General features: G+C 42.2%; 31 protein-coding genes and 1 riboswitch. Of the genes, 18 read left to right on the forward strand and 13 right to left on the reverse strand.

Going from position 1 to position 26,557, the window contains the following annotated elements; translation table 11 throughout:
- Positions 1-77: 77 nt before the first annotated feature.
- Positions 78-476, forward strand: a complete 399-nt coding sequence (locus tag NSS92_RS15515) for a hypothetical protein (protein WP_267586931.1) — start codon at positions 78-80, stop codon at positions 474-476.
- A gap of 25 nt (positions 477-501) precedes the next feature.
- Here NSS92_RS15515 and NSS92_RS15520 read toward each other — a convergent pair whose 3' ends face one another.
- Positions 502-690: a hypothetical protein gene (locus NSS92_RS15520; RefSeq protein ID WP_267586930.1), complete on the reverse strand. Its 189-nt coding sequence runs from the start codon at positions 688-690 to the stop codon at positions 502-504.
- 111 nt (positions 691-801) lie between these two features.
- Entirely contained in the window at positions 802-1,893 is a 1,092-nt protein-coding gene (locus NSS92_RS15525) for a branched-chain amino acid aminotransferase (RefSeq protein ID WP_024426445.1), read from the reverse strand.
- 368 nt (positions 1,894-2,261) lie between these two features.
- Between NSS92_RS15525 and NSS92_RS15530 the strand changes: the two genes are divergently transcribed.
- The 5 genes from NSS92_RS15530 (at position 2,262) to NSS92_RS15550 (ending at position 8,475) form a co-directional block, all read left to right on the forward strand.
- On the forward strand, positions 2,262-3,689 hold the full coding sequence (locus NSS92_RS15530) for a right-handed parallel beta-helix repeat-containing protein (protein WP_340869093.1): 1,428 nt from the start codon (positions 2,262-2,264) through the stop codon (positions 3,687-3,689).
- Between the two features lie 97 nt (positions 3,690-3,786).
- A riboswitch (SAM riboswitch) is annotated at positions 3,787-3,896 on the forward strand.
- Positions 3,897-4,054: 158 nt separating this feature from the next.
- The gene (locus NSS92_RS15535; RefSeq protein WP_340869095.1) at positions 4,055-5,173 is read left to right on the forward strand and encodes a sugar ABC transporter substrate-binding protein; all 1,119 of its coding nucleotides are present in this window, start codon (positions 4,055-4,057) and stop codon (positions 5,171-5,173) included.
- A gap of 69 nt (positions 5,174-5,242) precedes the next feature.
- Positions 5,243-6,739: a sugar ABC transporter ATP-binding protein gene (locus NSS92_RS15540; RefSeq protein WP_340869097.1), complete on the forward strand. Its 1,497-nt coding sequence runs from the start codon at positions 5,243-5,245 to the stop codon at positions 6,737-6,739.
- Complete coding sequence (locus tag NSS92_RS15545) at positions 6,736-7,749, forward strand: ABC transporter permease (protein ID WP_340869099.1); 1,014 nt, start codon at positions 6,736-6,738, stop codon at positions 7,747-7,749. Before NSS92_RS15540 ends, NSS92_RS15545 begins: the two co-directional genes overlap by 4 nt.
- 93 nt (positions 7,750-7,842) lie before the next feature.
- Positions 7,843-8,475, forward strand: coding sequence for a GTP pyrophosphokinase (locus NSS92_RS15550; RefSeq protein WP_267586926.1), 633 nt, complete (start codon positions 7,843-7,845; stop codon positions 8,473-8,475).
- Between the two features lie 44 nt (positions 8,476-8,519).
- On the opposite strand, the gene NSS92_RS15555 is transcribed toward NSS92_RS15550, so the two are convergent.
- Positions 8,520-8,660, reverse strand: coding sequence for a hypothetical protein (locus tag NSS92_RS15555; protein ID WP_340869102.1), 141 nt, complete (start codon positions 8,658-8,660; stop codon positions 8,520-8,522).
- A 19-nt stretch (positions 8,661-8,679) separates the two neighbouring features.
- Complete coding sequence (locus tag NSS92_RS15560) at positions 8,680-9,765, reverse strand: Rap family tetratricopeptide repeat protein (RefSeq protein ID WP_267586924.1); 1,086 nt, start codon at positions 9,763-9,765, stop codon at positions 8,680-8,682.
- A 520-nt stretch (positions 9,766-10,285) separates the two neighbouring features.
- Here NSS92_RS15560 and NSS92_RS15565 point away from each other — a divergent pair.
- The 3 genes from NSS92_RS15565 to NSS92_RS15575 all read left to right on the forward strand — a co-directional run bounded on the left by NSS92_RS15565 (position 10,286) and on the right by NSS92_RS15575 (position 12,490).
- On the forward strand, positions 10,286-11,050 hold the full coding sequence (locus NSS92_RS15565) for a transporter substrate-binding domain-containing protein (protein ID WP_340869106.1): 765 nt from the start codon (positions 10,286-10,288) through the stop codon (positions 11,048-11,050).
- Between the two features lie 70 nt (positions 11,051-11,120).
- Entirely contained in the window at positions 11,121-11,765 is a 645-nt protein-coding gene (locus NSS92_RS15570; RefSeq protein ID WP_024423856.1) for an amino acid ABC transporter permease, read from the forward strand.
- Positions 11,762-12,490 (forward strand): amino acid ABC transporter ATP-binding protein, encoded by a 729-nt coding sequence (locus tag NSS92_RS15575; protein WP_340869109.1) that lies wholly within the window; start codon positions 11,762-11,764, stop codon positions 12,488-12,490. Before NSS92_RS15570 ends, NSS92_RS15575 begins: the two co-directional genes overlap by 4 nt.
- Before the next feature lie 85 nt (positions 12,491-12,575).
- Here NSS92_RS15575 and NSS92_RS15580 read toward each other — a convergent pair whose 3' ends face one another.
- A complete protein-coding gene (locus tag NSS92_RS15580; protein WP_340869111.1) occupies positions 12,576-12,959 on the reverse strand; it encodes a VOC family protein in 384 nt (127 codons plus the stop codon).
- A gap of 118 nt (positions 12,960-13,077) precedes the next feature.
- Between NSS92_RS15580 and NSS92_RS15585 the strand changes: the two genes are divergently transcribed.
- The gene (locus NSS92_RS15585) at positions 13,078-14,259 is read left to right on the forward strand and encodes a class I SAM-dependent rRNA methyltransferase (protein WP_340869113.1); all 1,182 of its coding nucleotides are present in this window, start codon (positions 13,078-13,080) and stop codon (positions 14,257-14,259) included.
- Positions 14,260-14,295: 36 nt separating this feature from the next.
- Here the strand turns inward: NSS92_RS15585 and NSS92_RS15590 are convergent, their stop codons facing one another.
- Together NSS92_RS15590 and NSS92_RS15595 are read right to left on the reverse strand one after the other, a co-directional pair.
- A complete protein-coding gene (locus NSS92_RS15590) occupies positions 14,296-14,976 on the reverse strand; it encodes a CidB/LrgB family autolysis modulator (RefSeq protein ID WP_267586921.1) in 681 nt (226 codons plus the stop codon).
- Positions 14,970-15,353 carry a CidA/LrgA family holin-like protein gene (locus NSS92_RS15595; RefSeq protein ID WP_080967777.1) on the reverse strand — a complete coding sequence of 128 codons (384 nt, stop codon included), beginning with the start codon at positions 15,351-15,353 and terminating at the stop codon, positions 14,970-14,972. Before NSS92_RS15595 ends, NSS92_RS15590 begins: the two co-directional genes overlap by 7 nt.
- A 165-nt stretch (positions 15,354-15,518) precedes the next feature.
- On the opposite strand from NSS92_RS15595, the gene cidR reads away from it, so the two are divergent.
- The 4 genes from cidR to NSS92_RS15615 all read left to right on the forward strand — a co-directional run bounded on the left by cidR (position 15,519) and on the right by NSS92_RS15615 (position 18,411).
- Positions 15,519-16,406 carry a cidABC operon transcriptional activator CidR gene (gene cidR / locus NSS92_RS15600; protein ID WP_039182411.1) on the forward strand — a complete coding sequence of 296 codons (888 nt, stop codon included), beginning with the start codon at positions 15,519-15,521 and terminating at the stop codon, positions 16,404-16,406.
- A 17-nt stretch (positions 16,407-16,423) separates the two neighbouring features.
- Positions 16,424-17,248, forward strand: a complete 825-nt coding sequence (gene thiM / locus NSS92_RS15605) for a hydroxyethylthiazole kinase (protein ID WP_340869115.1) — start codon at positions 16,424-16,426, stop codon at positions 17,246-17,248.
- The gene (gene thiE, locus NSS92_RS15610) at positions 17,235-17,903 is read left to right on the forward strand and encodes a thiamine phosphate synthase (RefSeq protein ID WP_340869116.1); all 669 of its coding nucleotides are present in this window, start codon (positions 17,235-17,237) and stop codon (positions 17,901-17,903) included. The genes thiM and thiE overlap by 14 nt, the downstream gene beginning before the upstream one ends.
- Positions 17,904-18,036: 133 nt before the next feature.
- Positions 18,037-18,411 carry a nuclear transport factor 2 family protein gene (locus NSS92_RS15615; RefSeq protein WP_125585782.1) on the forward strand — a complete coding sequence of 125 codons (375 nt, stop codon included), beginning with the start codon at positions 18,037-18,039 and terminating at the stop codon, positions 18,409-18,411.
- A gap of 30 nt (positions 18,412-18,441) precedes the next feature.
- Here NSS92_RS15615 and NSS92_RS15620 read toward each other — a convergent pair whose 3' ends face one another.
- The 5 genes from NSS92_RS15620 to NSS92_RS15640 all read right to left on the reverse strand — a co-directional run bounded on the left by NSS92_RS15620 (position 18,442) and on the right by NSS92_RS15640 (position 22,192).
- Positions 18,442-19,980, reverse strand: a complete 1,539-nt coding sequence (locus NSS92_RS15620) for a solute symporter family protein (protein WP_340869117.1) — start codon at positions 19,978-19,980, stop codon at positions 18,442-18,444.
- Positions 19,977-20,291, reverse strand: a complete 315-nt coding sequence (locus NSS92_RS15625; RefSeq protein ID WP_024423845.1) for a DUF485 domain-containing protein — start codon at positions 20,289-20,291, stop codon at positions 19,977-19,979. Before NSS92_RS15625 ends, NSS92_RS15620 begins: the two co-directional genes overlap by 4 nt.
- Before the next feature lie 107 nt (positions 20,292-20,398).
- Complete coding sequence (locus NSS92_RS15630) at positions 20,399-21,067, reverse strand: glycosyltransferase family protein (RefSeq protein ID WP_340869118.1); 669 nt, start codon at positions 21,065-21,067, stop codon at positions 20,399-20,401.
- Positions 21,060-21,749, reverse strand: coding sequence for a class I SAM-dependent methyltransferase (locus NSS92_RS15635; RefSeq protein ID WP_267586917.1), 690 nt, complete (start codon positions 21,747-21,749; stop codon positions 21,060-21,062). Before NSS92_RS15635 ends, NSS92_RS15630 begins: the two co-directional genes overlap by 8 nt.
- Positions 21,750-22,051: 302 nt before the next feature.
- A complete protein-coding gene (locus NSS92_RS15640; protein ID WP_095409863.1) occupies positions 22,052-22,192 on the reverse strand; it encodes an anti-repressor SinI family protein in 141 nt (46 codons plus the stop codon).
- A gap of 407 nt (positions 22,193-22,599) precedes the next feature.
- Here NSS92_RS15640 and NSS92_RS15645 point away from each other — a divergent pair, with 407 nt between their 5' ends.
- On the forward strand, positions 22,600-23,031 hold the full coding sequence (locus NSS92_RS15645; RefSeq protein WP_039182392.1) for a GtrA family protein: 432 nt from the start codon (positions 22,600-22,602) through the stop codon (positions 23,029-23,031).
- Between the two features lie 26 nt (positions 23,032-23,057).
- The gene (locus tag NSS92_RS15650) at positions 23,058-23,315 is read left to right on the forward strand and encodes a hypothetical protein (RefSeq protein WP_024423842.1); all 258 of its coding nucleotides are present in this window, start codon (positions 23,058-23,060) and stop codon (positions 23,313-23,315) included.
- A gap of 34 nt (positions 23,316-23,349) precedes the next feature.
- On the opposite strand, the gene NSS92_RS15655 is transcribed toward NSS92_RS15650, so the two are convergent.
- Positions 23,350-24,195 (reverse strand): AraC family transcriptional regulator, encoded by an 846-nt coding sequence (locus NSS92_RS15655; RefSeq protein ID WP_007497828.1) that lies wholly within the window; start codon positions 24,193-24,195, stop codon positions 23,350-23,352.
- A 181-nt stretch (positions 24,196-24,376) separates the two neighbouring features.
- Here NSS92_RS15655 and NSS92_RS15660 point away from each other — a divergent pair, with 181 nt between their 5' ends.
- Entirely contained in the window at positions 24,377-25,558 is a 1,182-nt protein-coding gene (locus NSS92_RS15660; RefSeq protein WP_445661644.1) for a galactokinase, read from the forward strand.
- Positions 25,555-26,547, forward strand: a complete 993-nt coding sequence (gene galE / locus NSS92_RS15665) for a UDP-glucose 4-epimerase GalE (protein WP_340869120.1) — start codon at positions 25,555-25,557, stop codon at positions 26,545-26,547. Before NSS92_RS15660 ends, galE begins: the two co-directional genes overlap by 4 nt.
- The last annotated feature ends 10 nt before the right edge of the window (positions 26,548-26,557 follow it).

The following is a 26,557-nucleotide window of genomic DNA, read 5'->3' on the forward strand; positions in this document are numbered from 1 at the left end:
CCCATATGGAAACTGGAGAAAGAAGTGTATGATAGAAAAAACAGCATGTATGGCTTCAAAGAAAGGACTGTTGAAATATGGTTGCAATTGGTTTAATGCTTTACGGCTTTGTCGTACAGCCTGTGATGAGTTATGGCACAGTGATCTTGTTTTTATATGGCCTTATTGCTTCATTTGTTGGTCTCATTCGGCATAGGGGCTATGTGTGGATCTATGTTCTCCGCCTGCTTGTTTGTTTCACCATTCCAGTGACCAACCTGTTGATGTATTTCGCAACGATTGGAGGAGATGAAAGAAAGTTTGATTTCCAGCCGATGCCGCTTGTTTATTATCTTGTCTTTATTATAGAAATCATGATCATCTTTTTGCCAGAGATCTTTTTACTGATCGAAAGAAAGCGGAGCATCAAAGGGAAACAGTGGATATACGCAGGGGCGATTGTTGGGGTATCGGTCTTGTTTTGGTGCACGATTTGATGGGAAGCAGACTGGTCAACTAAGTCTATTTCGCCTTTTGTTTCTGTAACTTCTTTCGTCTGACCTTTACAAAAGAGATGGAAAGAGCAAGGATAGAAATCCCAAGAGCCTTAAATAGAAACCGGGTGAGGAACGGTGAATCGTCGAAACCAGTAGCGACGATCATCGACCCGATGCAGATCCCAAAGAACGCTAGTAAATAAGTAAAAAACATACCATCACTCTCCTTATGCATGGATTCATGTGTATTTACCATTATAAGGGATAAAGGAGAGGTAAATAAACAAAAAAGAACCCTTCATGATTGAAAGGTTCTTTTATATGTTTATGCTTGCTTGACGACTGAGTCAACTTCAACTGTCCAGCCGAAGATGTCTGGCTGTGTCCCTTTTTGGATGCCAGTAATGGCTTCGTACAATTTCTTCGATACTTCGCCTGTTTGACCATTTTGGATCACATATGGCTGATCATGATAAATTAATTCCCCTACAGGAGAGATTACGGCTGCCGTTCCAGTCCCAAAAATTTCTTCAAGCTCGCCAGATTGATGTGCTTCAATTAACTCATCAATTGAAATTTTTCGCTCTGTTACTGGAATTCCCCAATGCTTTAACAGCTCAAGCACAGAGTTACGTGTGATGCCTTCTAAAATGCTGCCGTTCAATTCAGGCGTCACGATTTCTCCGTTGATTTTAAAGAAGATATTCATACTGCCGACTTCTTCAATGTATTTTTTCTCGACCCCATCAAGCCAAAGAACCTGTGAAAATCCTTTTGTTTCAGCAACTTGCTGTGCCTTAAGGCTTGAGGCATAGTTTCCAGCTGTTTTGGCATTTCCTGTTCCACCCTTAACGGCACGGACAAACTCATTTTCAACTGCAATTTTGACCGGATGAATGCCTTCTTTATAGTATGATCCCACTGGAGATAAGATAATCAGCAGCTTATACGTGCTAGACGGTGCAACGCCTAAATATGGCTCAGTGGAAATAATGAATGGACGAATATACAAGGAAGTGCCCTCTGCATCAGGTACCCAATCCTTATCAATGCGAATGAGTTCATTTAAGCCCTCTAATACTGTTTCTGTATCAATTTGCGGAATACAGAGGCGGTCATTGGATCTGTTTAAGCGTTCCATGTTTTTTTCCGGACGGAATAAGAGAATTTTTTGATCCTCAGAAACATAAGCCTTTAAGCCTTCAAAAACAGATTGACCATAATGGTAGACCATCGAAGCTGGGTCCATTGGAATGGCCTGATAAGGGATAATTCTTGGATCGTACCAGCCTTTATCAACTGAATAATCCATCACAAACATGTGATCAGTGAAGATTTTTCCGAATTCAAGTTGATCAGATTGAGGTTTTGGTTTTTTTGTTGAACTAAGTTCAACGCGGATGGGTTGTTTTGGCATTGTAAATCTCCTTGCTGTTTGATTATTTGAAAATTCTAATAATATGAAATAATTATGATTCTATTCTATACCTTCACAAAATATTAGCAATAGGTTTTCTAGAATTCAGACAAGAAAAATCTGTTAAAGCGCTTTCCTTCTCTCTGCTGTCAGTTTGGCTCATGTCACCCCTTTTTAAAAAAGAAATAAAATCCAAATTCATTATTAACTGATTAATCTGACAATTTAAAAACGAATGGTTTTCCTGTAAGATATTCTTTCAACCATACACCTTTTGACTAGTACATTGCAAGGGACATTGTCATATTTTAATCCTCTTTTTTTTAACCGATAAAGGAAGAAGAGAAGAGAAAGGAGCATACAACAAGATGAAACGAGCGATACCAGGCATTTTACTCATTTTATTCATGACCGTGATCAGCTTTGGCTGTCAGGCGATGACAGATGAGGCTGGAGCTAAGCAAAGCACAGCCTATTACTTAGCGGTAAACGGAAACGACAAAAACCCGGGAACAAAGCAAAAACCTTTCCGTACACTGAAAAAAGCAGCAAGTATGGCAAAGGCTGGGTCAACCATTTACATGAGAGGCGGCACATATAAAGAAAAATTGATTGTCCGCCATTCAGGAACAAAGAAAGCACCCGTTGTCTTTCAAGCCTACGGAAAAGAAAAACCTGTGATCAGCGGGGCTTCCCTTAAAGGAAATCAAACCGATGGCGGTCTTGTCACGATCGATCAAAAGAGCTACATCACCCTCAAAGGCCTGACTGTAGCACATCTTAAGACGAATAAAGAAGATTTGACACCAGTTGGTATTTTCATCAAAGGAAGCGGCAAAGGCGTCAAACTGCTTAATAACCGAGTGTATGACATTCAGACGAAACATGAAGATGGAAATGCACATGGAATTGCTGTCTATGGGACAAAAGCTCCTGCAGCCATTGAAGACATTGAAATCAAAGGAAATACCGTGGAAAAATTAAAACTGGGCTTCAGTGAAGCGCTTGTGCTAAATGGGAACGTCAAAAAGTTCCGTGTGACACATAACACGGTCCGGCACACTGATAATATTGGCATTGATTTAATTGGTTTTGAGAACGTAGCACCCTCTAAAAAGTATGATCAAGTTAGAAATGGAGTCGTCTCAAGAAACAAAGTATATGAGATTACGAGTGCAGGGAACCCGGCCTATGGAAGCGACATCTCCGCTGGCGGAATTTATGTTGATGGCGGAAAAGACATTGTGATCGATCATAACATCTCACATCACAATGACCTGGGGATTGAAGTCACAAGCGAACATAAAGGAAAAATGGCGGATCGCATCCGCATCGAACACAATCAAGTGTATTTGAACCGTTATACAGGCATTTCTATTGGCGGCTATGATAAGAAGCGGGGCGGTACAACCAATACGACGATTTCACATAATACTTTGTACAAAAATGACACAGCCGGCTTAGAAGGCGGCCAATTGCTGATGCAATATCAAGCAGTGAACAATCGAATCACGAATAATATCATGACAGCTAGTGCCTCGCATTACTTAGTCGTGAATCTTTATCAGGTAAATCAAAAGAATACCTTCCAGAAGAACGTTTATGATGACCGCAAAGGTGCGAAAGCATCACAGTGGATTTGGCGCGGGAAATGGATAGAAGGCTACAAAACCTATCTCTCTAAAAGCGGTCAAGATAAAGGATCAGCACATCTCAACCCACAATTTGTGAATGAGAAAAAATATGATTTCCGTCTGAAGAAATCATCACCTGCTAAGAAAATCATCGGAAGCTGATGTTATTTTAGAAATTTTCAAAAAAGTCATTGACATTGATGTGACATCACATTAAAGTAAAGAAGACATTTCAACGAAAACAAATTTCATAACGGATCTCTTATCAAGAGAGGCAGAGGGACTGGCCCTATGACGCCCGGCAACCGTTTCTATTTTAGAAATTGGTGCTAATTCCTGCAAAGCTGTTACAGCTTTGACAGATAAGAGAGGAAGACTTCCCGATACATGTTTCATGCAACGGTGATCAAGCCTCTCTTTCCAAGAGAGGCTTTTTTCGTATCAAATGCCTGTTTTACAGGCGTATTTCCACTTTTTTACCTAGTTTTCCGATGTGAAAAATCAAAACAACTTGAGGAGGAACAGCAATGAAGCGTAATCATTTTACATCATGTCTTGTCTTATTAACGGCATTAACCGTCCTGTTAACAGGCTGCGGCACTGGATCAAGTGCAGGCTCAAAGGCAAATACGAACGAAAAAGTCTCTTTTGACAATGTACCGAAGCGATTTGCAAAGGGACAGGGAGCAAAAATTAAAGTCATCCGCAAAATTGGAGGAGACGATCATACAGCTCAATTTTTAGCTGGAACCAAGGCAGAAGGTGAAGCACTCGGCTTTACGGTAGATGTCTACACCGCAAATGGAGATACAGCGAAGTTCCATGATGCCATCTCTCAGGCGCTTGAAGAAAATTATGATGGCTTTATCATCTCTCACGGGGACGACGAGGCGACAGTCGCTGATGTGAAAAAGATCACAGCGAAAGGCATTCCAGTTGTAGCATTTGATTCGAATCCTAAACTGAAGGACATCAAAGGGGTCACAGTGACGTCTCAAGATGACGAGCAATTAGCAAAAAAATCATTAGACGCGCTCGTGTCTGATTTTAAAGGAAAAGCAAATATTGCGTACCTCTGGGTAGATGGATTCCCGCCAATGGTGAGACGAAATAAGGTCTATCAAGAAACGCTTAAACAACATTCAGGGATCAAGGAGCTTGACCGCTTTGGTATAGCCTCCTCTGATACGTCTGTTCAAACGCAAAATGCAGTAGCAGCCATGCTGAATAAGTATCCAAAGGGCAAGCTGGACGCTATTTTTGCCACATGGGATGCCTTTGCCATTGGGGCAGCAAGAGCGTTAAAGGAAGCAGGGAGAACAGAAGTGAAGATTTATGGGATTGATGTGTCAAATGCGGATCTTCAAGAAATGACAGCGAAGGACAGTCCATGGAAGTACACAGCAGCGGTTGATCCGAAGCTCATTGGCGCAGTCGACGTGAGGATTCTTGCGAAGAAAATAGCTGGTGAGAAAACACCATCTTCCTATGACCTTGAGGCCTCTCTCATCTCGCAAAAGCAGCTTCAACAAGCAGGAAAAGCCATTAACATGGTCAATCTTGCAGACGAAGTGAAGGGATTCGGTTCATCGACTGCTTTTGAGGAAGATTGGATGAAGACCTTGAAGAAGCATTATACAAAATAAGCGACGTGCACTCTCTATCCATAGAGGGTGTTTCGTTTTTCAGATGATATCAAGAGAGGGAGGACACCTATGACAGCGCCGCTTGTTCGTATGAAGAATATTTCAATTGAATTTCCAGGGGTCAAAGCGTTAGATCAAGTGAATTTCACATTAAAAAAAGGGACGGTTCATGCACTGATTGGAGCGAATGGTGCTGGGAAGTCAACGTTAATGAAGGTTCTTTCTGGCGCTCATTCACACTTCGACGGAACCATCCACATCAATGGTCAGGCGGCATCCATTCAAACCCCAAAGGATGCATCCTCATATGGTGTGCAGACGGTCCATCAAGAAGTGGATACGGCTCTTGTTCCCTACTTAACTGTTGGTGAGAATATGATGACGCATGAAATTGAGAAAAAAACATTTGTCAGTTGGAAAGAGCTGCATCGCAAGGCGGCTCAACTATTAAAAGAAATGGACATCAACATCTCCACAAAACGACTTGTCAGCGATCTGACCCTTGCCGAAAAACAGATGGTGCTCATTGCCAAGGCCGTTTCCATTAAATGCAGCATTTTAATCTTAGATGAACCAACGGCTCCGCTTAGTCATGCAGAAACAAGCAAATTATTCTCAATGATTGATCGGTTGAAACAGAATGGGACGGGGATCGTGTTTATCTCTCACCGCATGCCTGAAATTTTCACCATCTGTGATGAACTGACTGTGATGCGAAATGGAACTGATGTCGCAGCTCACCTTGTCAAAGACACAAATCCGCAGCAGGTCATTGAAGAAATGCTAGGTGCACCATTAGAGGAGCAATTCCCGTCTCGCAGGCCACTGAAAGATGCACCTATTGTGCTTGAAGTGAAAGAGCTAAACGATCAACATAAATTAAACAACATTCACTTTTATGTCAAAAAAGGAGAAATACTCGGGATCGCAGGACTTGTCGGTGCTGGTAAAACAGAATTGTGCAAAGCCCTTTTCGGTGCCTCAGAAAAAAAGACGGGGACCGTGCAGCTTCATGGTCAAACCATTCGCATCACATCGCCTCATCAAGCGGTGAGAGCTGGAATGGCCCTTGTGCCTGAAGAGCGGAGAAAAGAAGGGATTTTGACCGAAGAGAGCGTGGGGTGGAACTTAACGGCTGCAAGTCTTCATTCATTTTCACGGATATTCAGCTTCTTACATCGTTCGAAGGAAAAGCGGGAAGCAGGCGAAATCGTCAAACGGCTTGGTGTCAAAACGCCGTCTCTTGAAGCAAAGGTGAAGCACCTGTCTGGTGGAAATCAGCAAAAGGTTGCTATCGGAAAATGGCTGCTGGCTGAGGCAGATGTGTATCTCTTTGATGAACCAACCAAAGGTGTAGACGTTGGAGCGAAAAAAGATATTTTCACTTTGATTGCAGAGCTTGCCGCCCGCGGAAAATCTGTGATTTATGCGTCGAGTGAGCTGTCAGAGATTGCAGGTATCGCTGACCGAGTATACGTGTTATATGATGGCAGCATTGCCCGGGAAATGACCGCACCGACGACTGAAGAGGAGCTTTTATATCATTCAACAGGAGGACAATCATGAGCGAACAACAAATTCCAGCCCCTGTGCAGCAAATCAAAAAACAGCGGCCATCCTTTCATCTGTTTGATTTCTTTTATCGATATGGCACGATCTTAACCATTGTCGTGTTGATTGTGGTATTTGCGGCAGCGAATCCAGCGTTTTTGCAATCAGGAAATATCATCAATATTCTACGGTCTATCTCAATAGTGACCATCATTGCGGTGGGTTTAACCATCTCATTAGCAGTAAACGGCTTTGATTTATCAGTTGGATCAGTCGCTACGCTATCAAATGCGATTGTCATTTCTATGTTCGTATGGTTCTCGCAAAACCCACTGACTGCAATCCTCTCTGCACTAGCGGCTTCTATCATTGTTGGATTGATAAATGCATGGATGATCGTCAAAATGAAAATTCCAGATATGCTCATGACATTAGCCATGATGTTTATCATTCAAGGGCTGGCTCAAACGTATACGAAAGGGGCGACCATTTCTGAAAATATGGTGCTGCCCGATGGTACGTTCTCAACGGGAACGATTCCTGCCTTTTTCAGCAAAATCGGACAGGTGCCATATATCATTCTTATTATGGCTGCCATTGTACTATTTGCGCATGTTTTCATGACCTACACAAAGCACGGCCGATTCATGTACATCATCGGTGGGAATAAGGAAGCGGCTCGATTGTCTGGCATTCATGTGAACAAATACAAAATGGCGGCCTATCTGCTTTCTGCGTTATTTGCAGCGATCGGCGGTATCGTGCTGGCATCAAGGGTGATGACAGCAGAAATTAATGCTGGTGCACCATATTTAATGGATGGAGTAGCGGCTGCTTTTATCGGCTTTTCCGTCATGGGAGCAGGTAAGCCAAACGCATTTGGTACTTTTATCGGGGCTGTACTCATCGGGATCTTACAAAATGGGCTGGTGATGATGTCTGTCCCTTATTATGCAATGGATATTGTGAAAGGCTCTGTGCTGGCCCTTGCACTGGCGCTGACATATTACAAACAACGAGGCTAACTGCGTATTTTTTAAAACCATTCGAGTCCTCTCTCCGTCTAGTAAACGGAAAGCGGTGCAGCCGCCGTTTCCCAAAAGGAGATGACAAAGAAAATGAATATGTCAGCAACTCATGTAGAAGATTTGAAAAATGTCATGGAAGACTGGAAAAATGAACTATTAGTATATAAATTTGCGTTAGATGAAATGGACACAAAGTTTTCGATTATCAGCCAGGAGTATAATTTAATCCATGGACACAACCCAATAGAGCATACAAAATCACGGATCAAATCCTTTGAAAGTATAGTGAATAAACTAGCAAGAAAAGGATGCGACATCACGACACAATGTGCCAAGGAGCAGATCCATGATATCGCAGGTGTCCGCATCATCTGTTCTTTTATTCAAGATATCTATAACATTATGGATGTATTGAGGCAAAGAGAGGATTTAAAGATCCTTGAAGTGAAGGACTACATTCAACATCCGAAACCAAATGGCTACAGAAGCCTTCATTTAATTGTTGAGATACCTGTTTACTTAACGAATCGTGTGGAGCATGTGAAGGTTGAGATTCAGGTGCGGACCATTGCGATGGATTTTTGGGCGAGTCTAGAGCATAAAATCTATTATAAACTGCAAAACGATGTTCCTCATCAGCTGACCGATGAACTGAAGGAAGCCGCAGATATTGCCCATTACTTAGATGAAAAAATGCAAAATATTAAACGAGAAATTGATTAGCACATAAAAAAGCAGCTGTTTTGATCACAGCTGCTTTTTTCATATTAAGGGTTGGTTCCACGGTCCCTCTTTTGAATGATATCTTGAGATTGTGCAGATTGGCTGTCTTTTTGAATGAAAGTAGCAACAGAAACACCTGTTATCAAGAGCGTGAAAATCGCACTTGTGATAAGCCATTTCTTCATCATACATCACTCCATGTTCTTAACAAGTTTTTAAGGACAATGCCTTGTTTCTAAAATAAGAGGATTCTTCATGAAGCCCAAGATCCGTTAAGTAAGCAGCTGCATCCTGACAAATAGCTTCAAGATCAACAAGGAAATTCATCGATTCTAATTGATCGCAATAAGCCTTGATTTGCTCAATCATGTTGTCTGGCTGAATCATAAGTGTTTCTAAAATGGATAATTTAAGTGAAATGTTTCGTTGTTTTAAGTTTTCTGCTTTTTGAAGTGAAAGCTGTACATAATAGTGGAACAAACCAGGCTTTTTAAGCTTAAATAGTGCCTTTGTGTAGGCATACATGGCGAGTAAATAGCCGCCTGGAGAAGAAGTTTCGAATGTCTCTATCATTAAAGCCTTTTCTAGGAGCGGCACAGCTTCACTGTATTCATTTCTTAGACTCTTAATAAAGGCGGCATTGCAATAGGCGTGGCCAAGTAAATCTGGATCTTCCATCTGTTCTAGTGAATGAATCACTTCTTCAAACAACGCTTCTGCCTCATCATATTTCGACTGATCCGCATAATTCAAAGCAAGCATCATTTGACAGCTGATTGATTTTTTCACATAACATGGATCTGCGTCGTAAATAGATGAAGCCATCTTTAAGTGGTGGATGGAGAGAAGCGTGGACCTAATATTATAGTAAAGACACCCTGTTTTATAATGAAATTCGGCTTTTTCAATGTCATCGTGTACGAGATCTAATTTATCCTCGGCCAATTTTAAATGGTGAAATGCGGTATCCTGATTGCCTCTGCGCATTTCATACATCCCTTTAAAGAAATAGAAATAATAGCTGAGCATATCATCCGTACGGATGGCATTTTCATCAACAAAAAGACTATGATCTAACGAAGCTGTATCTTCTATTAGATCTTTAAAACGATACTCTAGCAGTTGATAGTAAAGTAAGACGTCTTGATTTTCTTCCATTCGATCAAACGCTTGAAGAATGTCTTCTTTTAACTGGATGGCACCTTGTATTTCTCTTTTTTTCATCATGACATACCAATCATTGAGCATATTCGCTACATCAACGGACGACAAAACACTTGCTTCTGCCAATTCATATCCTCCTTTCTTCATCTATCAATATCCGTTCTTCTGAATCAACTTTCCATATTCCAGTATCTTCTTATATTTTAAGCTCTCTCTAGCAGTTTGTAAAACATGTTTTTTGATGTAAATTAAACCAGTAGTGAAAGAAATAGGGAGTCGGCACTCATTTTGTATACGCTTACATATTTTTAGGTAAAAAGAGGGTTTTGGAAAAAATATATTACAATATCAATAAAGAGAGGGAGCCAGTTGTTTAGTTTGCTTACGTAGACAAGAAAGAAACATCATTTATCAAGGCGCTGCCTCGTTTTTTTGTGAGATTATCTCACATTATAATTGTGAATCACTCTTCTTTTAGAATAAAATGAGTTATTCGCAAAAAAGTAAAATTTAAAGAGACTATTGATCTAGAATTGTATGGATCTTTGGTATTGATAAAAAACATCACACACTATAGCTTTAGCGTGGTATAGTATTATTGTTATTGCGAATATTTAGACAAAACTGACAATGGGGGTCGTGTTTTATGAAAAAATCGATGTTATTGATCATGGGACTAATTGTTGTGCTTGTCATGGCAGCCTGTGGATCAAAATCGGAAAGTGGATCGGGAGAAGGCAAAGGCACATATAAAATTGGGATAGATACAACTTATCCGCCATTTGAATTTGAAAAGGGCGGTAAATATGAAGGGATAGACGTTGATTTAATTAATGCAATCGCGAAAGACCAAGGGTTCAAAGTGAAGCTTGAAGCCATGGACTTCTCAGGCATCATTCCAGCGATGCAAGCAGGACAGCTTGATGTTGGAATGGGCGGGATGAGTATTACAGATGAGCGTAAGAAGAAAGTGGATTTCTCAGATCCTTACTTCGACGCTGGGCTGACAGTTGTTGTGAAAAAGGACAGCAGCATCAAATCAATTAATGATTTAAAGGGGAAAAAGTTAGCTGTTAAAAACGGGACGACTGGTGCAAAGTTCGCATCTGATAACGCAGATAAATATGGGTATGAAGTCGTTCAATTTAATGACAGCCCATCTATGTTCCAAGAAGTGTCAAACGGAAATGCAGATGCCTTAATTGAGGATTATCCTGTCATTACGTATGCGATCGCACAACAAGATTTAAAATTGAAAACAGTTGGAGAACGCTTGAATGGAGACCAGTATGGTATCTCTGTCATGAAGGGGAAAAACCAAGACCTATTGAAGAAGATCAATAAAGGCCTTGAGAACCTAAAGAAAAACGGTGAATATGACAAAATTATTGATAAATATTTGAAGTCATAACACAAGCGAGGCGCGCTCCGAGCGCGCTTTCTTTATGTGTCAGCCGTATGTGAATTAGGGAGGGAGAAACATGGATACAATTATTAATGCATTTCCGTATTTAATGGATGGTTTGCAAACCACTTTATATATCTTTGTTGTTGCCATCATTTTAGGGTTTATCATCGGTTTAATTGTGGCATTATTCCGTCTGTCACCATTTAAAATCTTAAATTTCATCGCACTCGTCTTTGTGAATGCCATTCGAGGCACACCATTTATCGTACAGCTATTCTTCATTTATTTTGGTCTGAATACACTTGAGTTCATTTCGCTTGATCGAGTGCCAGCAGGGATTATTACAGTAGCAATTAATGCAGGGGCTTATTTCTCAGAAATTATTCGTGCAGGGATTCAGTCTATTGATAAAGGACAAACAGAAGCTGCGCGCTCTTTAGGCTTTACAGGGGGACAAAACATGCGCTTTATCGTCCTTCCGCAGGCATTCCGCCGCATGCTCCCAGCGATTACAAACCAGGCCATCATCAGCTTGAAGGATACATCTCTCTTATCTATTATCGGGATTGCCGATATTATGCAGCGAGGACAAGTTCAAGCATCGGCTACATTTGATCCTTTGAATGTCTGGCTTATTGTCGGTGTCATTTATTTCGTGATCATTTATTTACTTTCTCTACTGGCTAGCTACGCAGAAAGGAGATTTGATATCAAATGAGTATGATTACGGTGAAAAACTTAAAGAAATCCTTTGGCGATCACGAAGTGTTAAAGGATATTAACGCAGTCATCGAGGAAAAGGAAGTAGTGTGTGTCATTGGTCCTTCTGGATCAGGGAAAAGCACGTTTCTAAGATGCCTCAATAAATTAGAAGATATCACGGCTGGAGAGGTCGTTGTCCACGGACATACGATTACAGATCCAAAGGTGAGTATCAATAAAGTACGACAAGAAGTAGGCATGGTGTTTCAGCACTTTAATTTATTCCCTCATAAAACCGTTTTAGAAAACATCACAATTGCACCAATAAAGGTAAAAGGCATCGAGAAGAAGGCAGCAGTCGAAAAAGCGTTAGACTTGCTTGAAAAAGTCGGCTTAAAAGACAAAGCTCAAAGCTTTCCTAACCAATTATCTGGTGGACAAAAACAGCGTGTCGCCATTGCAAGAGCCTTGGCAATGGACCCGAAAGTACTATTATTCGATGAGCCGACATCAGCTCTTGATCCTGAGGTTGTGGGGGATGTATTAGCTGTAATGAAACAATTAGCTGTCGAAGGCATGACAATGATTGTGGTCACACATGAAATGGGCTTTGCAAGAGAAGTAGGAGATCGTGTCATCTTTATGGATGGCGGATATATTGTCGAGGAAGACAAACCGGAAGCTCTCTTTGGAAACCCGCAGCATGAGCGTACAAAATCATTTCTTAGTAAGGTGTTATAAAAAAGAGTAAGGGCATGTATATGCTCTTACTCTTTTCTTTATGAATAAATGGGGGAGGATTAGCGGCCCCATTTCCTAGGAAATATTAGCGCTGGAAGAATTCAATCCATTCTTGGTCTGGTCCTCTAAAAAAGAAGTAGCAATATCCGTTTGGTAATGTCGTGATTTCTTCATCAATTAATTCAATTTGCAGCTTTTGAATACGATTGAACTCAGCATGAATATTGTCTGTTGTGAAAGCGAGATGATGGACCTTTCCTTCAGATGGCAGGTCACTGCTGTAGCCTTGGATGAGCTCAATTTCCGTTTCGGTTTCATCTTTAAAACCGAGAAATGCAAGCTCAATCACTCCATTTGTATGAGTGACGCGGTCCTTTAATTTCATCCCCACCACTTTTTCATAAAAATCGATCGACTGATCAATATTCGAAACCATAATACCTGTATGATCTAAGCGTAATGTCGTCAAACGAAGTGCCTCCTCTATGTCATGTTGATATTTTTCTCCTCATCTTATCATAATAGAAGTAACGTATACATTCATATGGTAGGATAGAGAGAGTCAATTTAGGATAAGGATGACACAAATGAAAAAAATCTCATTAAAACAAACATTTGCGGAACAAGTGAAAAAAGGATATCCGCTCATTTCCAAAGATGCAGTATTGCATGTGAACGGTGTACGGGAAGGCGAGCTCATTGAATGGGTGGATGAGCGGGGCGCTTTTTTAGGAAAAGGGTATTATGGTGTACAAAATAAAGGAATCGGCTGGGTACTAACCTTTGATGCGAACGAAAAAATAGATCAAGCTTTTTTTGTCTCTAGGCTTGAGCAGGCAGCGAAAAGCAGAACGCATTTATTTCGTGATGCACAGACGACTGCTTTTCGTGTGTTCAACGGAGAGGGGGATGGAATTGGCGGCGTCACGATTGATCATTATGACGGATTCTACCTCATCCAATGGTATAGCGAAGGAGTCTATACATTAAAGGCAGAAGTATTGGATGCACTTGAGCAAGTATATCCAGACTATAAAGGCATTTATGAAAAGAAACGATTTGATACGTCTGGACAGTATATAGAAGATGATGATTTTGTGAAGGGAGAGAAAGGTGAATTTCCTCTCATCGTGAAAGAAAACGGCATGAACGTGGCGGTTTACTTAAATGATGGCGCGATGACGGGTATTTTCCTTGATCAGCGTCATGTGAGAAAAGCGATCCGAGATCGTTATGCAAAAGGAAAGACTGTGCTCAATACGTTTTCTTACACAGGTGCTTTCTCAGTGGCAGCTGCGCTTGGTGGAGCGAGCCGTACGACAAGTGTGGATGTTGCAAACCGCAGCTTGAAAAAAACATCTGAGCAGTTTGAAGTCAATGATATTGATGTGGACGGACAGGATATCAAAGTCATGGATGTCTTTAAATATTTTCCGTTTGCAGCGAAAAAAGGCTGGACCTATGATCTCGTCATCTTAGACCCGCCTTCCTTTGCACGAACGAAAAAGCACACATTCAGTGCGGCGAAGGATTATAAGAAGCTATTAAAAGAAGCCATCCAAATCACAGCTGAGAACGGCGTCATTGTGGCATCAACGAATAGCAGTGCATTTGGCATGAAGAAATTTAAAGGGTTTATTGCGCAGGCTTTTAAAGAAGCAGGGCAAACCTATCGGATACTTGAAGAATATACCCTTCCTGAGGATTTCCGTACAACGAAGAATTATCCTGAAGGGAACTATTTAAAGGTTGTCTTCATACAAGCATAAGAAAAAGCCATTTTCCAATAAGGGAAATGGCTTTTTTTATAAGGCAAACGACATGAGGATAGGCGCTGCACATAATGTAATAATGGCTGAAATAATCATTGATACACTTGAGATCGTCCCTGAGACGGAGCTCATTTCAAAGGCCTTCGATGTTCCTGCACCGTGTGCACCCGTTCCAAGCAGGACGCCCATGGCAATGTCATTATCGATGCGGAAGTAACGGATCACCATTGGACCGATAATCGATCCAAACAGTGCAGTTAAAATGACAAACACAGCCGTAACGGACGGCATGCCGCCGATCATTTCTGACACACTCATTGCTACAGGTGTTGTGACCGATCTTGGGACAAGGCTCTCAATAAGGCCTGTGTCTAGATGAAACAACTTGGCGATAAAAGCCGTTGATAAGATCGCAATGACAGAGCCGCAAGCCACATTCAAAATAATTTCTACTGCATGCTTCTTCAAGATATGAAAATACTTATATAAAGGAATGGCAAAAGCAACAGTCGCAGGCTGCAGCATATTCGTGAGCCATTTCCCGCCTTGATTGTAAGCATCGTAAGGAATGTTGACGATTAACAGCAAGACGACAAGAACAAGCGGAGTGATAAGTAATGGGGAGACATAGACCTTCGGATGCCGTTTGTACACCGCTTTTGAACCGAGATATAAAAGAACTGTTAAAATCAGAAATAGTCCGCCAACTAACATAGCTTTTTCCGCTCCTTTCGTTTCGCAATCATTTGCGTCATGATACCAGTTGAGAGCATGACCACAAACGTACTAAGTAAGACGACAAGGACAATACTTGTGCCAGATTGAGAAAGCAGTTTTCCATAATCAATGACACCCACTGCTGATGGAATAAAGAAAAGCAGCAGTTCTCCGAGCAGCCATACGGCGCCAAGTTCTATCCATTTTAATTGAATGATCTTAAAATGAAGTAATAAGAAAATGACAAGAATGCCTAAGATCGTGCCCGGAATTCTTAAATGCAAAAAGGCCGCCAGCACATTCATGAATTTCGCAAAAATAAACAAGGCCATAATCTGAAGGGCAGCAATCAGCGGCTTTTTGAGCAATTTCACTTTCTGTTCACTCCTTTTTCTATATAAATTGTTCACTATTTCACAAAAACATGACAACGTTCCAAGTGATGAGCTTACTTTAAAGTGTACAGCACGTTTAGTTATAGGTAAAATACATATATCGAATAGTAATTATTCCTTTTGTCTATAGGAAGGATGAAGCATGTGGACATCAGACATTTAACATATTTCTTAGAAGTGGCAAGGTTAAAGAGCTTCACGAAAGCATCGCAGTCTCTTTACGTATCGCAGCCGACCATTTCCAAAATGGTCAAAAACCTGGAGGATGAGCTGGGGGTGCAGTTGTTTTACCGAAATGGCCGGCAGGTTGAAATGACAGATGCTGGACAAACCATGTATACACAGGCGAGTGAAATCACACAATCATTTCAGAATTTAACGAGCGAATTAAATGATTTAATGAATGTGAAAAAAGGGCATATCCGAATCGGACTGCCGCCGATGATTGGCTCAAGTTTCTTCCCGAATGTCATGGGGGAATTCCGCCAGCAATATCCAGATGTCACATTTCAATTGGTTGAGCACGGCTCTATTAAAGTAGAAGAAGGAGTCGAGGATGGGTCGTTAGATATTGGTGTCATTGTTCTGCCTGCAAATGATAAAATTTTTCATACGTACACCATTATTAAAGAGAACATGAAGCTCGTGACGCATCCATCCCATCCGATGGCTGGCCGTGAGGAGGTACATTTAGCTGATTTAAGGGAAGAGTCTTTTATTTTCTTTAGAGAAGATTTTGTTCTGCATAGCCGGATTTTGAATGAATGTATGAATGCGGGATTCCGGCCAAATGTCATTTATGAAACGTCTCAGTGGGATTTCATTAGTGAAATGGTAGCTGAAAACTTAGGGATTGGACTTCTGCCAGAACGAATCTGCCGTGATCTTGATCCTGAAAAGGTAAAGGTCATTTCCCTAAACCCGTCGATCCCGTGGCATTTAGGTGTCATTTGGCGAAAGGACCGCTATTTGTCGTTTGCGGCAAGAGAATGGTTAAAGCATACGAAATCCTATGTGTGGGATGCAGAGTAAAAGGGAGGACGATACGGATGAAAACAAGCTGCGCGTCTCAATTATTGGAGAAGGTTCGAGAAAAAAATCCACTCGTTCATAATATCACCAATCAAGTCGTGACGAATTTTACAGCGAATGGACTGCTTGCTTTAGGTGCTTCGCCGGTCATGGCAAACGCCAAAGAAGAAGTGGCTGAAATGGCGCAATTAGCGGATGCACTAGTGCTGAATATTGGCACACTGACCAAGGAAACGGTGGAAGCCATGATTCTCGCTGGACAAGCCGCCGATGAAAAAGGTGTACCTGTTTTGTTAGATCCTGTCGGCGTCGGTGCGACAACGTTTCGAACGAATGCCGCTAAACAGCTGTTAGAGAAAGTAAAAATCACCGTTGTCAGAGGAAATGCTGCTGAAGTGGCTCATTTACTTGGAGTGGATGGCTGGGAGTCAAAAGGCGTTGATGCGAAAGCGGCGAATGGAGATGTATCGGCATTAGCCAAACAAGCGTCCATTGCACTTCAGACAATAGTGGCAATCACAGGAAAAGTCGATGTGGTGTCAGATGGAGATGAGGTGCTGTCCATTCATAATGGACATGAATGGCTCACCAAGGTGACGGGAACCGGCTGTTTGCTGACGTCTGTCATCGGGGCATTTTGTGCAGCAGGTGAACAGCCGCTTCATGCGTCGGCCGCTGCATTGCTGTTTTATGGTGTCGCCGCTGAAAGGGCAGCTCTGCACACAAAGGATAAAGGACCGGGAACTTTTCAAATTGAATTGTTAAACGCACTATCACACACATCCGGAGATGAAGTGCTGACGTTAGGGAAAATAGGGGGAGTTTCACATGACAAAGGCTGAGCAACAGCAAATCAAACAGCAATTATCGGTTTATTTTATTATGGGCACAACGAATACAACGAGGCAGCCGCTTAATGTTGTGAAAGAGGCCATTCAAGGCGGAATCACCATGTTTCAATTTCGTGAAAAGGGTGAAAAAGCTTTGCAGGGTGATGAGAAGAAACAATTGGCTCGTCAAATTCAAGCGCTTTGCCAAGAAGCAAATGTTCCTTTTATTGTGAATGATGATGTACAGCTAGCGATTGATCTTGATGCAGATGGCGTTCATGTTGGACAGGAAGACACAAATGCAAAAGACGTCAGAGAAAGGATCGGGAATAAAATATTAGGCGTGTCGACGCATAACCTAGACGAAGTAAAACAAGCCATGAAGGACGGAGCAGATTATGTCGGTATGGGCCCAGTCTATCCAACGGAAACGAAAAAGGATACACGCAGTGTCCAGGGTGTGTCTTTGATCACTGAAGTCCGCCGTCATGGCCTTCAGATTCCGATTGTAGGTATCGGAGGGATCACATACGATAACGCTGCACCAGTGATACAAGCTGGGGCAGACGGTATAAGCATCATTAGTGCTATTAGCCAGAGCGCCGATCCAAAAAAAGCAGCAGAAGAGCTGAAATCACTTGTTGAAACAGAAAAAGCATCTCTTTAATCTGAAGGAGACATGGATTGAATCAATTCATGTCTTTTCTTATGTCGGGGAAAATAGACAGGAGAAGAATCGTTATGTATAATCAAATAGTTCGATCATTATCGAAATGACAGGTAAATAAAGGAGAATGAACATGGATGTACTCGATACGTATTTTCGCCGGTATGATGAAGTGGGAAGAGGAGAGGAGCAATTGGAGGAATTGCTGGCATTGTTTTCTGACGATGTCAAAGTTGTCATAAATGGCGACAACAAGTCTGGTATCCAAGGATTCACACAAATTTTAGAAAAATTTTTCCACGTACATGAAGAGATTAAGCATATGTGGGATGGATGGATTAAAAGAGAAGATGGAAAGTATGAAACAAACTGGGCCGTTTGTGGAAAACTTTCGGATGGTCGTGTCTATACAGCAGAAGGAATTGATATTGCAGAGCTGGACGACCAAGGGAAGATCGTTTATTTCGAAAACGTTCGGAAAAATCCAGAGTTATTACAGATCTATTAAAAAGCCGGCTGAGCAGCCGGCTTTTCCTTATCAATCAGTATCCATATGCATGCCTGTATGTGCCTTTACTTGAATTTCCGTAAAGGTGTCTTCATCTGCTTTTTCAGACGAGAATATCGTGCCTAAGTATGCGGCAAGGAATCCGAGTGGAATCGAGATAATCCCAGGGTTCGACAGCGGGATGAGCGGCTCTCCTGTGAAGATGGCTGCTCCTGATGGGTCCCAGACGCTTGGGCTGAGTGAGACGATGATCAGTGCGCTCAAAAGACCTGTTAAGCTTCCTGCGATGGCACCCGTAGAGTTAAATCGTTTCCAAAAAACAGTGAAGATAATCAAAGGTAAATTCGCACTTGCCGCCACTGCGAAGGCAAGTGACACAAGAAAAGCGACGTTTAAGGACTGGGCAAATAATGCAAGAATGATGGAAAGAATGGCCACGCCGATGGAAGCAAAGCGTGCCGCCTTCACCTGCTCCCGCTCACTCGCTTTTCCTTTGCGGATAATCTGACTATAAAAATCATGCGCAAAGGCAGACGCGGCGGATAGGACGAGACCAGTTACCACCGCCAGAATAGTCGCAAAGGCAATAGCGGAAACAAAGGCAAATAACAAATCTCCTCCAAGAGCTTGGGCGAGCAGTGGAGCGGCCATATTTCCGGCTGCATCTGCTGCTGTGATCGCTTCTGTTCCGACAAAGGCAGCAGCGCCGAAGCCAAGGAAGACTGTCATTAAATAAAAAATTCCGATGATCCAAGTGGCAGAAAGAACCGATTTTCGCGCAGAAATCGCATCTTTGACCGTATAAAACCGGATCAAAATGTGCGGCAAACCTGCTGTTCCAAGCACTAAAGCAAGGTTCAAAGACAGGGTTTCTAAAGGCACATCATATTTATTTCCCGGGTGAAGAAATGCCCCACCAAGCGGGGTCGCTGTTTTCATCTGTTCAAACATCTTCAGCAGACTAAAATCAAACTTTGCAAACACAAGCAGAGAAATAATTAGAGTCCCAAGCATGAGAAGCACAGCTTTTGTGATCTGTACCCAGCTGGTCGCAATCATGCCGCCAAATACGACATAAATGGTCATCAGGACACCTACGATCAGTACCGCGATCCAGTAATCAATGCCAAGAAGCAGTTTGATTAATGCACCTGCCCCAACAAGCTGTGCAATCATATAAAAAGTGGAGACTGTAATAGTATTAAAGGCGGCAACCCCTCGAATGGCAGGGCGCTTAAATCGTGCAGCGATCATATCGGCCATCGTATATTTCCCTAGATTTCGAAGCGGTTCAGCCACAACGTAAAGAACGACAAGATACGCTACTAGAAAACCAATGCTATAGAAAAAGCCGTCAAACCCGTTTAACGCGATCATTCCAGCAATCCCTAAAAATGATGCAGCGGACATATAGTCGCCAGCAATGGCAAGACCGTTTTGAAACCCAGTCAGACCTCCGCCTGCTGTGTAAAAATCACTCGCATTGCTTGTTTTTTTCGCAGCAAAATATGTGATGACCAATGTGAGTCCTACGATCGCTACGAACAAAATAAAAGCGGTCATGCTCATTCGTCATCACCTCTTGATTCAGTTTTTAAAGCGCTTACATAATTGTCGAACTTAGCTGCTTTTTTCGCATAAAGTCCACATAAAACCCAGGTCATAACAAATTGTGTGAGGGCGAATAACCAAGCCCATGAGATGGCGCCAATTGCCGGCGTATTCAAAAAGGTGAAGTAGGATGTAGCAACCGGAAGTGAAAAGTAAAAGAGAAAAAAGAAAATCGTCATCGGTACGATAAATCTGCGTTTTTCCTCAAGAAGTTTTCGAAAATCCTCTGAAGCGGCAACCTTCTTATAATGAACTTTTTTGTCTGCCATTGTTTCCTCCTTTGTACGAATTAGGGACAAGGTACTCCAATGCATATGAGACGATCTGGCTGTTTATGACAGTATATCATAAAAAAGGCACCCGAAAAGGGTGCTTTCTATCGATAATTTGCAAGAAATTGTTCTCTCGCTTTTTCATATGCTTCTGCGTCAAAATGATCTCCGCATTTATGAATACACCAAGGCTCTTCTTGTCTTGCAATCCCAACCTCATAGCCCTGCTGAGTGAATTCAAAGGACTGCGAGACATCATAAAAATGAAAGCCGTCGAAAAGGTCTTCACGCCATCTTACGTCATACTGTGTCGCCATAAAGAGACCATCAATGGCCGCAGCTTTGATATAATTTTGCGCTTCGGGCTGCTGACGGCCTCTTTCAAACGAAAGCAGCTGATAGGTGTCGTGGCGATATTCAATGACTTTGCCCCTGCAATCAGAACTCTCCCACCAAATTCCATTGTCAGGCACGCTTTCTGCTCCAATCACTCCAACCATGCCAAGTGATGGATTTTGTAAAAAAAGCGGGATGAGCTCAAGCAGCATATGCTGTTTGACAATCAAGGTATCCTGATGGAGATAAATTTTAAACTGAGCTGGATGAGTGATGGCTTCATTGTATGCAGAGGTCATACTTGATGCCTGTCTGATTGGTAAGACCTCCACATGGTATCCATGAGGAGCCGGAAGTGAAGCGAGCTGCCGGAAGCAAGCCTGAAACATAGATTCATCATTCACACATAAAACAAACAGGATGGTGGGATTACTCATTGAATGGAACCGCCTCGACCACATATTGATAGGCTGTAGCGGCCTCGTGAAAATCAGAACGAATGCCGTGTTTCATAAGTAATTCATGTAGATCATTCAACACGCTTGCATAGGAAGGATGCTGTACGCGAATGGCCTCGAATTCGCGAATGCGAAAACCCGCTGAATGAAAGAGTGCATGTATTTCGTGAAGGGTGAAGAAACGTAAATGTGTTTGATCCATTAACCCTGCATCTGTATAAGTAAATCTGCCGGCTAGTAATTCTAAAACCGTTGAAATATGGCCGATATTTGGAATAGATGACAGGATGGCCCCTTCTTTTTTAAGAAAGGGTTTCACCTTTTTTAAAACGGCCCAAGGGTCCAATAAATGCTCGAGGACGTCACCGAAAATAATGCAGTCAAATAGTTCATGTTCATAAGGGAGAGCCATCTGTTCAATGTTTCCGCAAAGAACATGATCCAGCTCTTGCTCAGCCTCTTTTGCTGCATCCTTAAATGACTCAATGCCATAAATGGTCCGGCCCTTTTGTTTCAGGACTTTTCCAAGCTTGCCTGTGCCGCATCCGATATCTAATAAAGACGTCCATTCCGCGCGAATACGACTGACGATGACCGGGTTTACCCCATGATAATACTGATCCTTTTTTTGGTGATAATACGAAAGGGAACCTGAACTCACGCTCTACCCACCTTTCTGCTTTCTCGTTGTTTTCATGCTTAATATATGGGTGGGCAGCTTGGTTTTATAACGAGAGAAGGACAATTTTCATGAATGGCGGCTAAAAAGGAATCATATAAAGAACAGGAAACGGACTGTCCTCCTAATATAGAAAGACAGAACCCCATTGAGTGGAAGGGATTGGTATGGAGAGGTGTTCAACTATTGTAGCGTATCGTCATGAAAGGATTTTCAAAAGGTCAATTGACAGGTCAGAACTTTTAGCCAAAGCAGTCTGAAAGACAAAGGATAACGGCGTTGATTTACGGTTTGTTTATCATCTTCTGATCACCGTTGGATGTTAAAAAAGCTTGTATTTCTTCGATGCCTAGTCCAATTTTTTTCGCTTCCTCAATCAAATAAACCCACTCTTCGTCAACTCTTCTTTTCACTTGCGTATCCATAATATCCTCCAGTTCAATAAGACATATTCACTGCAACCAATGACTTGAACAAACCGTCTAGTAACTGTACGTGTGGTTGAAAACAGCGCAAAATAAATTTTGTCGAAAAATGATGACATTTAACCTATTTTGTAAAATCTATCACCTACCACGTCCCTAAAAAAATGACTAAAAAACCCATAAATATTGAAATCTTACTTCTAATAATAAACAATTGTAAAGTCAGTTGAAAGATTATAAATTAAAATAATGATAAAGACCTAAAACATTTGACTCATATAAACCAATTGTGTTGACATTTGCCATCGAGTAGAACAAATTTCATCTTTTCAGGACGCACATATTGTTCGTTTGGGAAGTTCTTCTCAAGATGGTATTCTAAAAGAAACAGAAACCACCAAGAAGGAATGAAGAAAGACATGTATAGCCTTTTTCAAAAGTATCGAGAAGTTGTCATGTATCTTGTGATGGGTGTGTGTACAACCATTGTCAATATCGTCAGCTTCTATTTATTCGTTGAGATGTTTTCCATGGATTACAAAACAGCTACGGTTGTTTCATGGGTATTTGCTGTTCTCTTTGCTTATATCACCAATAAGAAGTATGTCTTCAAGCAAAAGGCTCGTGACACAAAAAGCCTCATGCGTGAGCTTTCTTCATTTTTTAGTGTCCGTCTCATGTCTCTAGGTGTAGATCTGGGGCTGATGATTTTATTTGTGAGCCAAATGGCGCTCAATGAAACCGTCGCAAAAATTCTCGTCAACTTTGTGATTGTGGTGGTCAATTATGTCGCCAGTAAGTGGTTCGTCTTCAAGAAAACAAAAGAAGATGCGATTTAACACATAAAAAAGATAGGTGATGTTTAATGAGCAGCAGGCCAGACGACTTATATGATGCCATATATCAACAAACAGAAAAGCAGCATGAACAAGTGCTGAGGCTAGTCAAAGAAATGACCGCACATCCAGAAGCGTTTTCGGAACAAGAAAAGGAAAAGATCAACCGAATGGACATTGCGCTTCAAACGGCAACGGACATTTTAGAAAACTTAATGACCCCTGACACGCAAATGACCATTGTATTAAGACAAGGGAGAATTCATGTTGACCTGTCAAAAGCGTAAAAGAAGCAGCCAATGATGAAGCGGCTGCTTTTTATTATGCATCGCTTGTTTCCCGCAGTTGCTTTGGAGACATGCCGATTTTCTTTCGAAAGACTTTATTCAAGTAATTCGCATTTCGGTAGCCGCACTGTATGGCGATTTCTTCAATTGAGTATTTCGTTGTTTTTAATAATGTTTCCGCCTTCTCTAACCGGATATTGGTTAAGTAATGAATAGGTGTGAAGCCAGTGGCCTTTTTGAATTCCCTCGTAAAATGACTTTTGGATAAACGTGCCGCAGCTGCCATATCGTCTGGGCCAATTTCCTCGTGAAAATGATGGCTGGCAAACAAGGCCGCTTGGACGATGGGCTCAGGCCATTTCTCCATTTGTCCCTCAAGCTTTGGCAAATATGAATACAGTTCCATGACAAATTGATAAGCAAGGCTAGACCCCTCAAATGGATTGGTAATCCGTCTTTCACTGGCTTCATCATAAATTTTCTTCAGCAGGCGGATCGGTTTGGAATTAGGATGAAAACGCATGACCTGCTTTCCTTGATCAATAAATTGGTCAAAGCAAAGATCGCAGGCTTCCCCATAAAGCGTCAAATAGAGAAATTCCCAATGCTCACTGTCCTCTGGAAAATAATATTGATAGGCACTTGGGCTTTTCACAAGAAAGGCCTGCCCCGGCAAGACTTTGAACCGCTTCTGTCCGATTTCAATCATGCCGTGTCCAGACAGTGTGAGCTGAAAGATGCACTTGCCCTGATCCTTCCGCTCCACGCCATTCCAGCTGTATAACGAAGATGATTGAACCTCCCAGCCAACAGACCATATTTGTGCCGGCAATGTAACATCAGAATGGTGAAAACGAAATGCAAATGCTTCCTTCTTCAAATTGGAAAACCTCCTTCACAGCAAAAAACAACCTTTTTCTATTTTGAATCATGGTACACCTCATATCACATCGTACCATTCACAGCAAAAAAAGGGTATTTTTTAACGATTTTTTTACCATTGAACTTACGCTGTTCAGGCAACTAAAATAAGAGTATCAGAAGAGAAAAGGGGAATGGATATGATCGATATGTTACGCACGGCATTTCACCAGCAATTTGGGGATAGAGCAGAACTTCGCTATTTTTTTGCCCCGGGAAGAGTGAACTTGATTGGTGAACATACAGATTACAATGGAGGTCATGTATTCCCTTGTGCGCTCACTCTTGGTACATATGCAGCATGTGCAAAGCGGTCAGATGGCCGTGTGAGAATGTATTCCTTGAACTTTGATGGCGATGGTGTGAAAGAATTCGACCTTTTTGAAATCGCTTACTTGGAGTCGGACGGCTGGGCAAATTATCCGAAGGGCGTGTTCAGTCAGTTTATCGAAGCAGGGATGAAGATAGAAGAAGGCTTTGACATTGTATACGGCGGCAATATACCCAATGGCGCAGGCCTGTCTTCCTCTGCCTCCATCGAGCTTGTCACCGCCGTCTGCATCAATGAATGGCATTCATTCGGCGTTTCAAATGCCCGTCTTGCCCTCCTTTCGCAGCGTGCAGAAAATGAATTTATTGGCGTCAATTGCGGCATCATGGATCAGTTTTCAATCGCTCTTGGAAAAGAAGATCACGCCATCTTGCTCAATTGCGATACTCTTGATTTTGAATACAGTCCGTTTCGGCAAGAGGGGCTGGCGCTTGTCATTGCCAATACAAACAAAAAGCGGATACTGGCAGACTCCAAATACAATGAACGCAGGTCAGAGTGTCAATCAGCCTTAAACGATTTGCGAAAAGAAATCGATCTTGCCCACTTATGTGAGCTCACGGCAGATGAATTTGCCGAGCATGCCCACTTGATTCAGGATGAAACATGCCGCAAACGTGCAAGACACGTGGTGACAGAAAACGATCGGACCATAAAAGCAGTCAAATTTCTGAAAGATGATAAAATGGAAGAAATAGGTGCACTTATGAAGGCATCTCATCTCTCTTTAAAGAATGATTATGAAGTGACTGGGTTTGAACTGGATACACTGACAGAAGCCGCTTGGCTCCACCCTGGGACGATTGGCTCCCGTATGACTGGTGCAGGTTTTGGCGGCTGCACGATCAGTATTGTGAAAGAAAAGCAGCTGGCATCATTTATAGAAGAAACGGGTGCGATTTATCAAGAGAAGACAGGCATTCAAGCCTCTTTTTACACAGCTGGAATTGGAGGCGGCGCAAGAGAACTGACGAAGGAGGAAGTGTCATGACAATTTTAGTGTGCGGGGGAGCAGGGTACATTGGCAGCCATGCGGTAGCGGCTCTTTTAGCGAAAGGCGAACAAGTGGTGGTAGTGGATAATTTGCAGACAGGCCACAAAGAAGCTGTTTTGGAGGGAGCTGTTTTAGAAGAGGGAGATTTACGAGATCAAGATTTTTTAAGACAGGTTTTCAAAACGCATCAAATAGAAGCGGTGATGCACTTTGCCGCAGATTCACTTGTCGGTGAGAGTGTGACAGACCCGCTAAAGTACTATGACAACAACGTTGGAGGAGCAACAGCTTTACTTCAGGTGATGAATGAATTTGATGTGAAACACATCGTCTTCTCTTCAACCGCTGCCACATATGGTGAACCAAAGCGTGTGCCGATCGTTGAAACGGATGAGACGAACCCAACCAATCCTTATGGAGAAACGAAACTAGCGATTGAAAAAATGCTGAAGTGGTCTGAGCAGGCATATGGAATAGAATACGTCGTGCTTCGCTACTTTAATGTAGCTGGCGCTCATACAGAAGGACTTGTCGGAGAGGATCATCAGCCTGAGACACACCTCATTCCGATCATTCTGCAAGTCGCTTTAGGAAAACGAGATCAGATCATGATTTACGGTGATGATTATGAGACAGAGGACGGCACGTGTATTAGGGATTACATACATGTGATGGATTTAGTAGAGGCGCACATCTTAGCTGTTGATCGTCTGCGCGCTGGAAAAGGAAGTGCAACATACAACTTAGGGAATGGCACAGGTTTCTCCGTGAAGCAGGTAGTAGATGCTGTAAGAAACGTTACGGGGCATGCGATCCCAGCACAGGTGGCTAACAGACGCGCGGGAGATCCAGCAAAGCTGATTGCTTCTTCTGAAAAAGCGCTCCAAGAATTAGGGTGGACACCTCAATATGCTGACCTTCATACCATCATTCAAAGTGCGTGGGATTGGTTTCAGAAGCATCCAGACGGCTACCAGAGTAAATAACGCATAACAG

Source organism: Bacillus sp. FSL M8-0166, assembly GCF_038008825.1.
Classification (GTDB): Bacteria; Bacillota; Bacilli; order Bacillales; family Bacillaceae; genus Bacillus; species Bacillus safensis.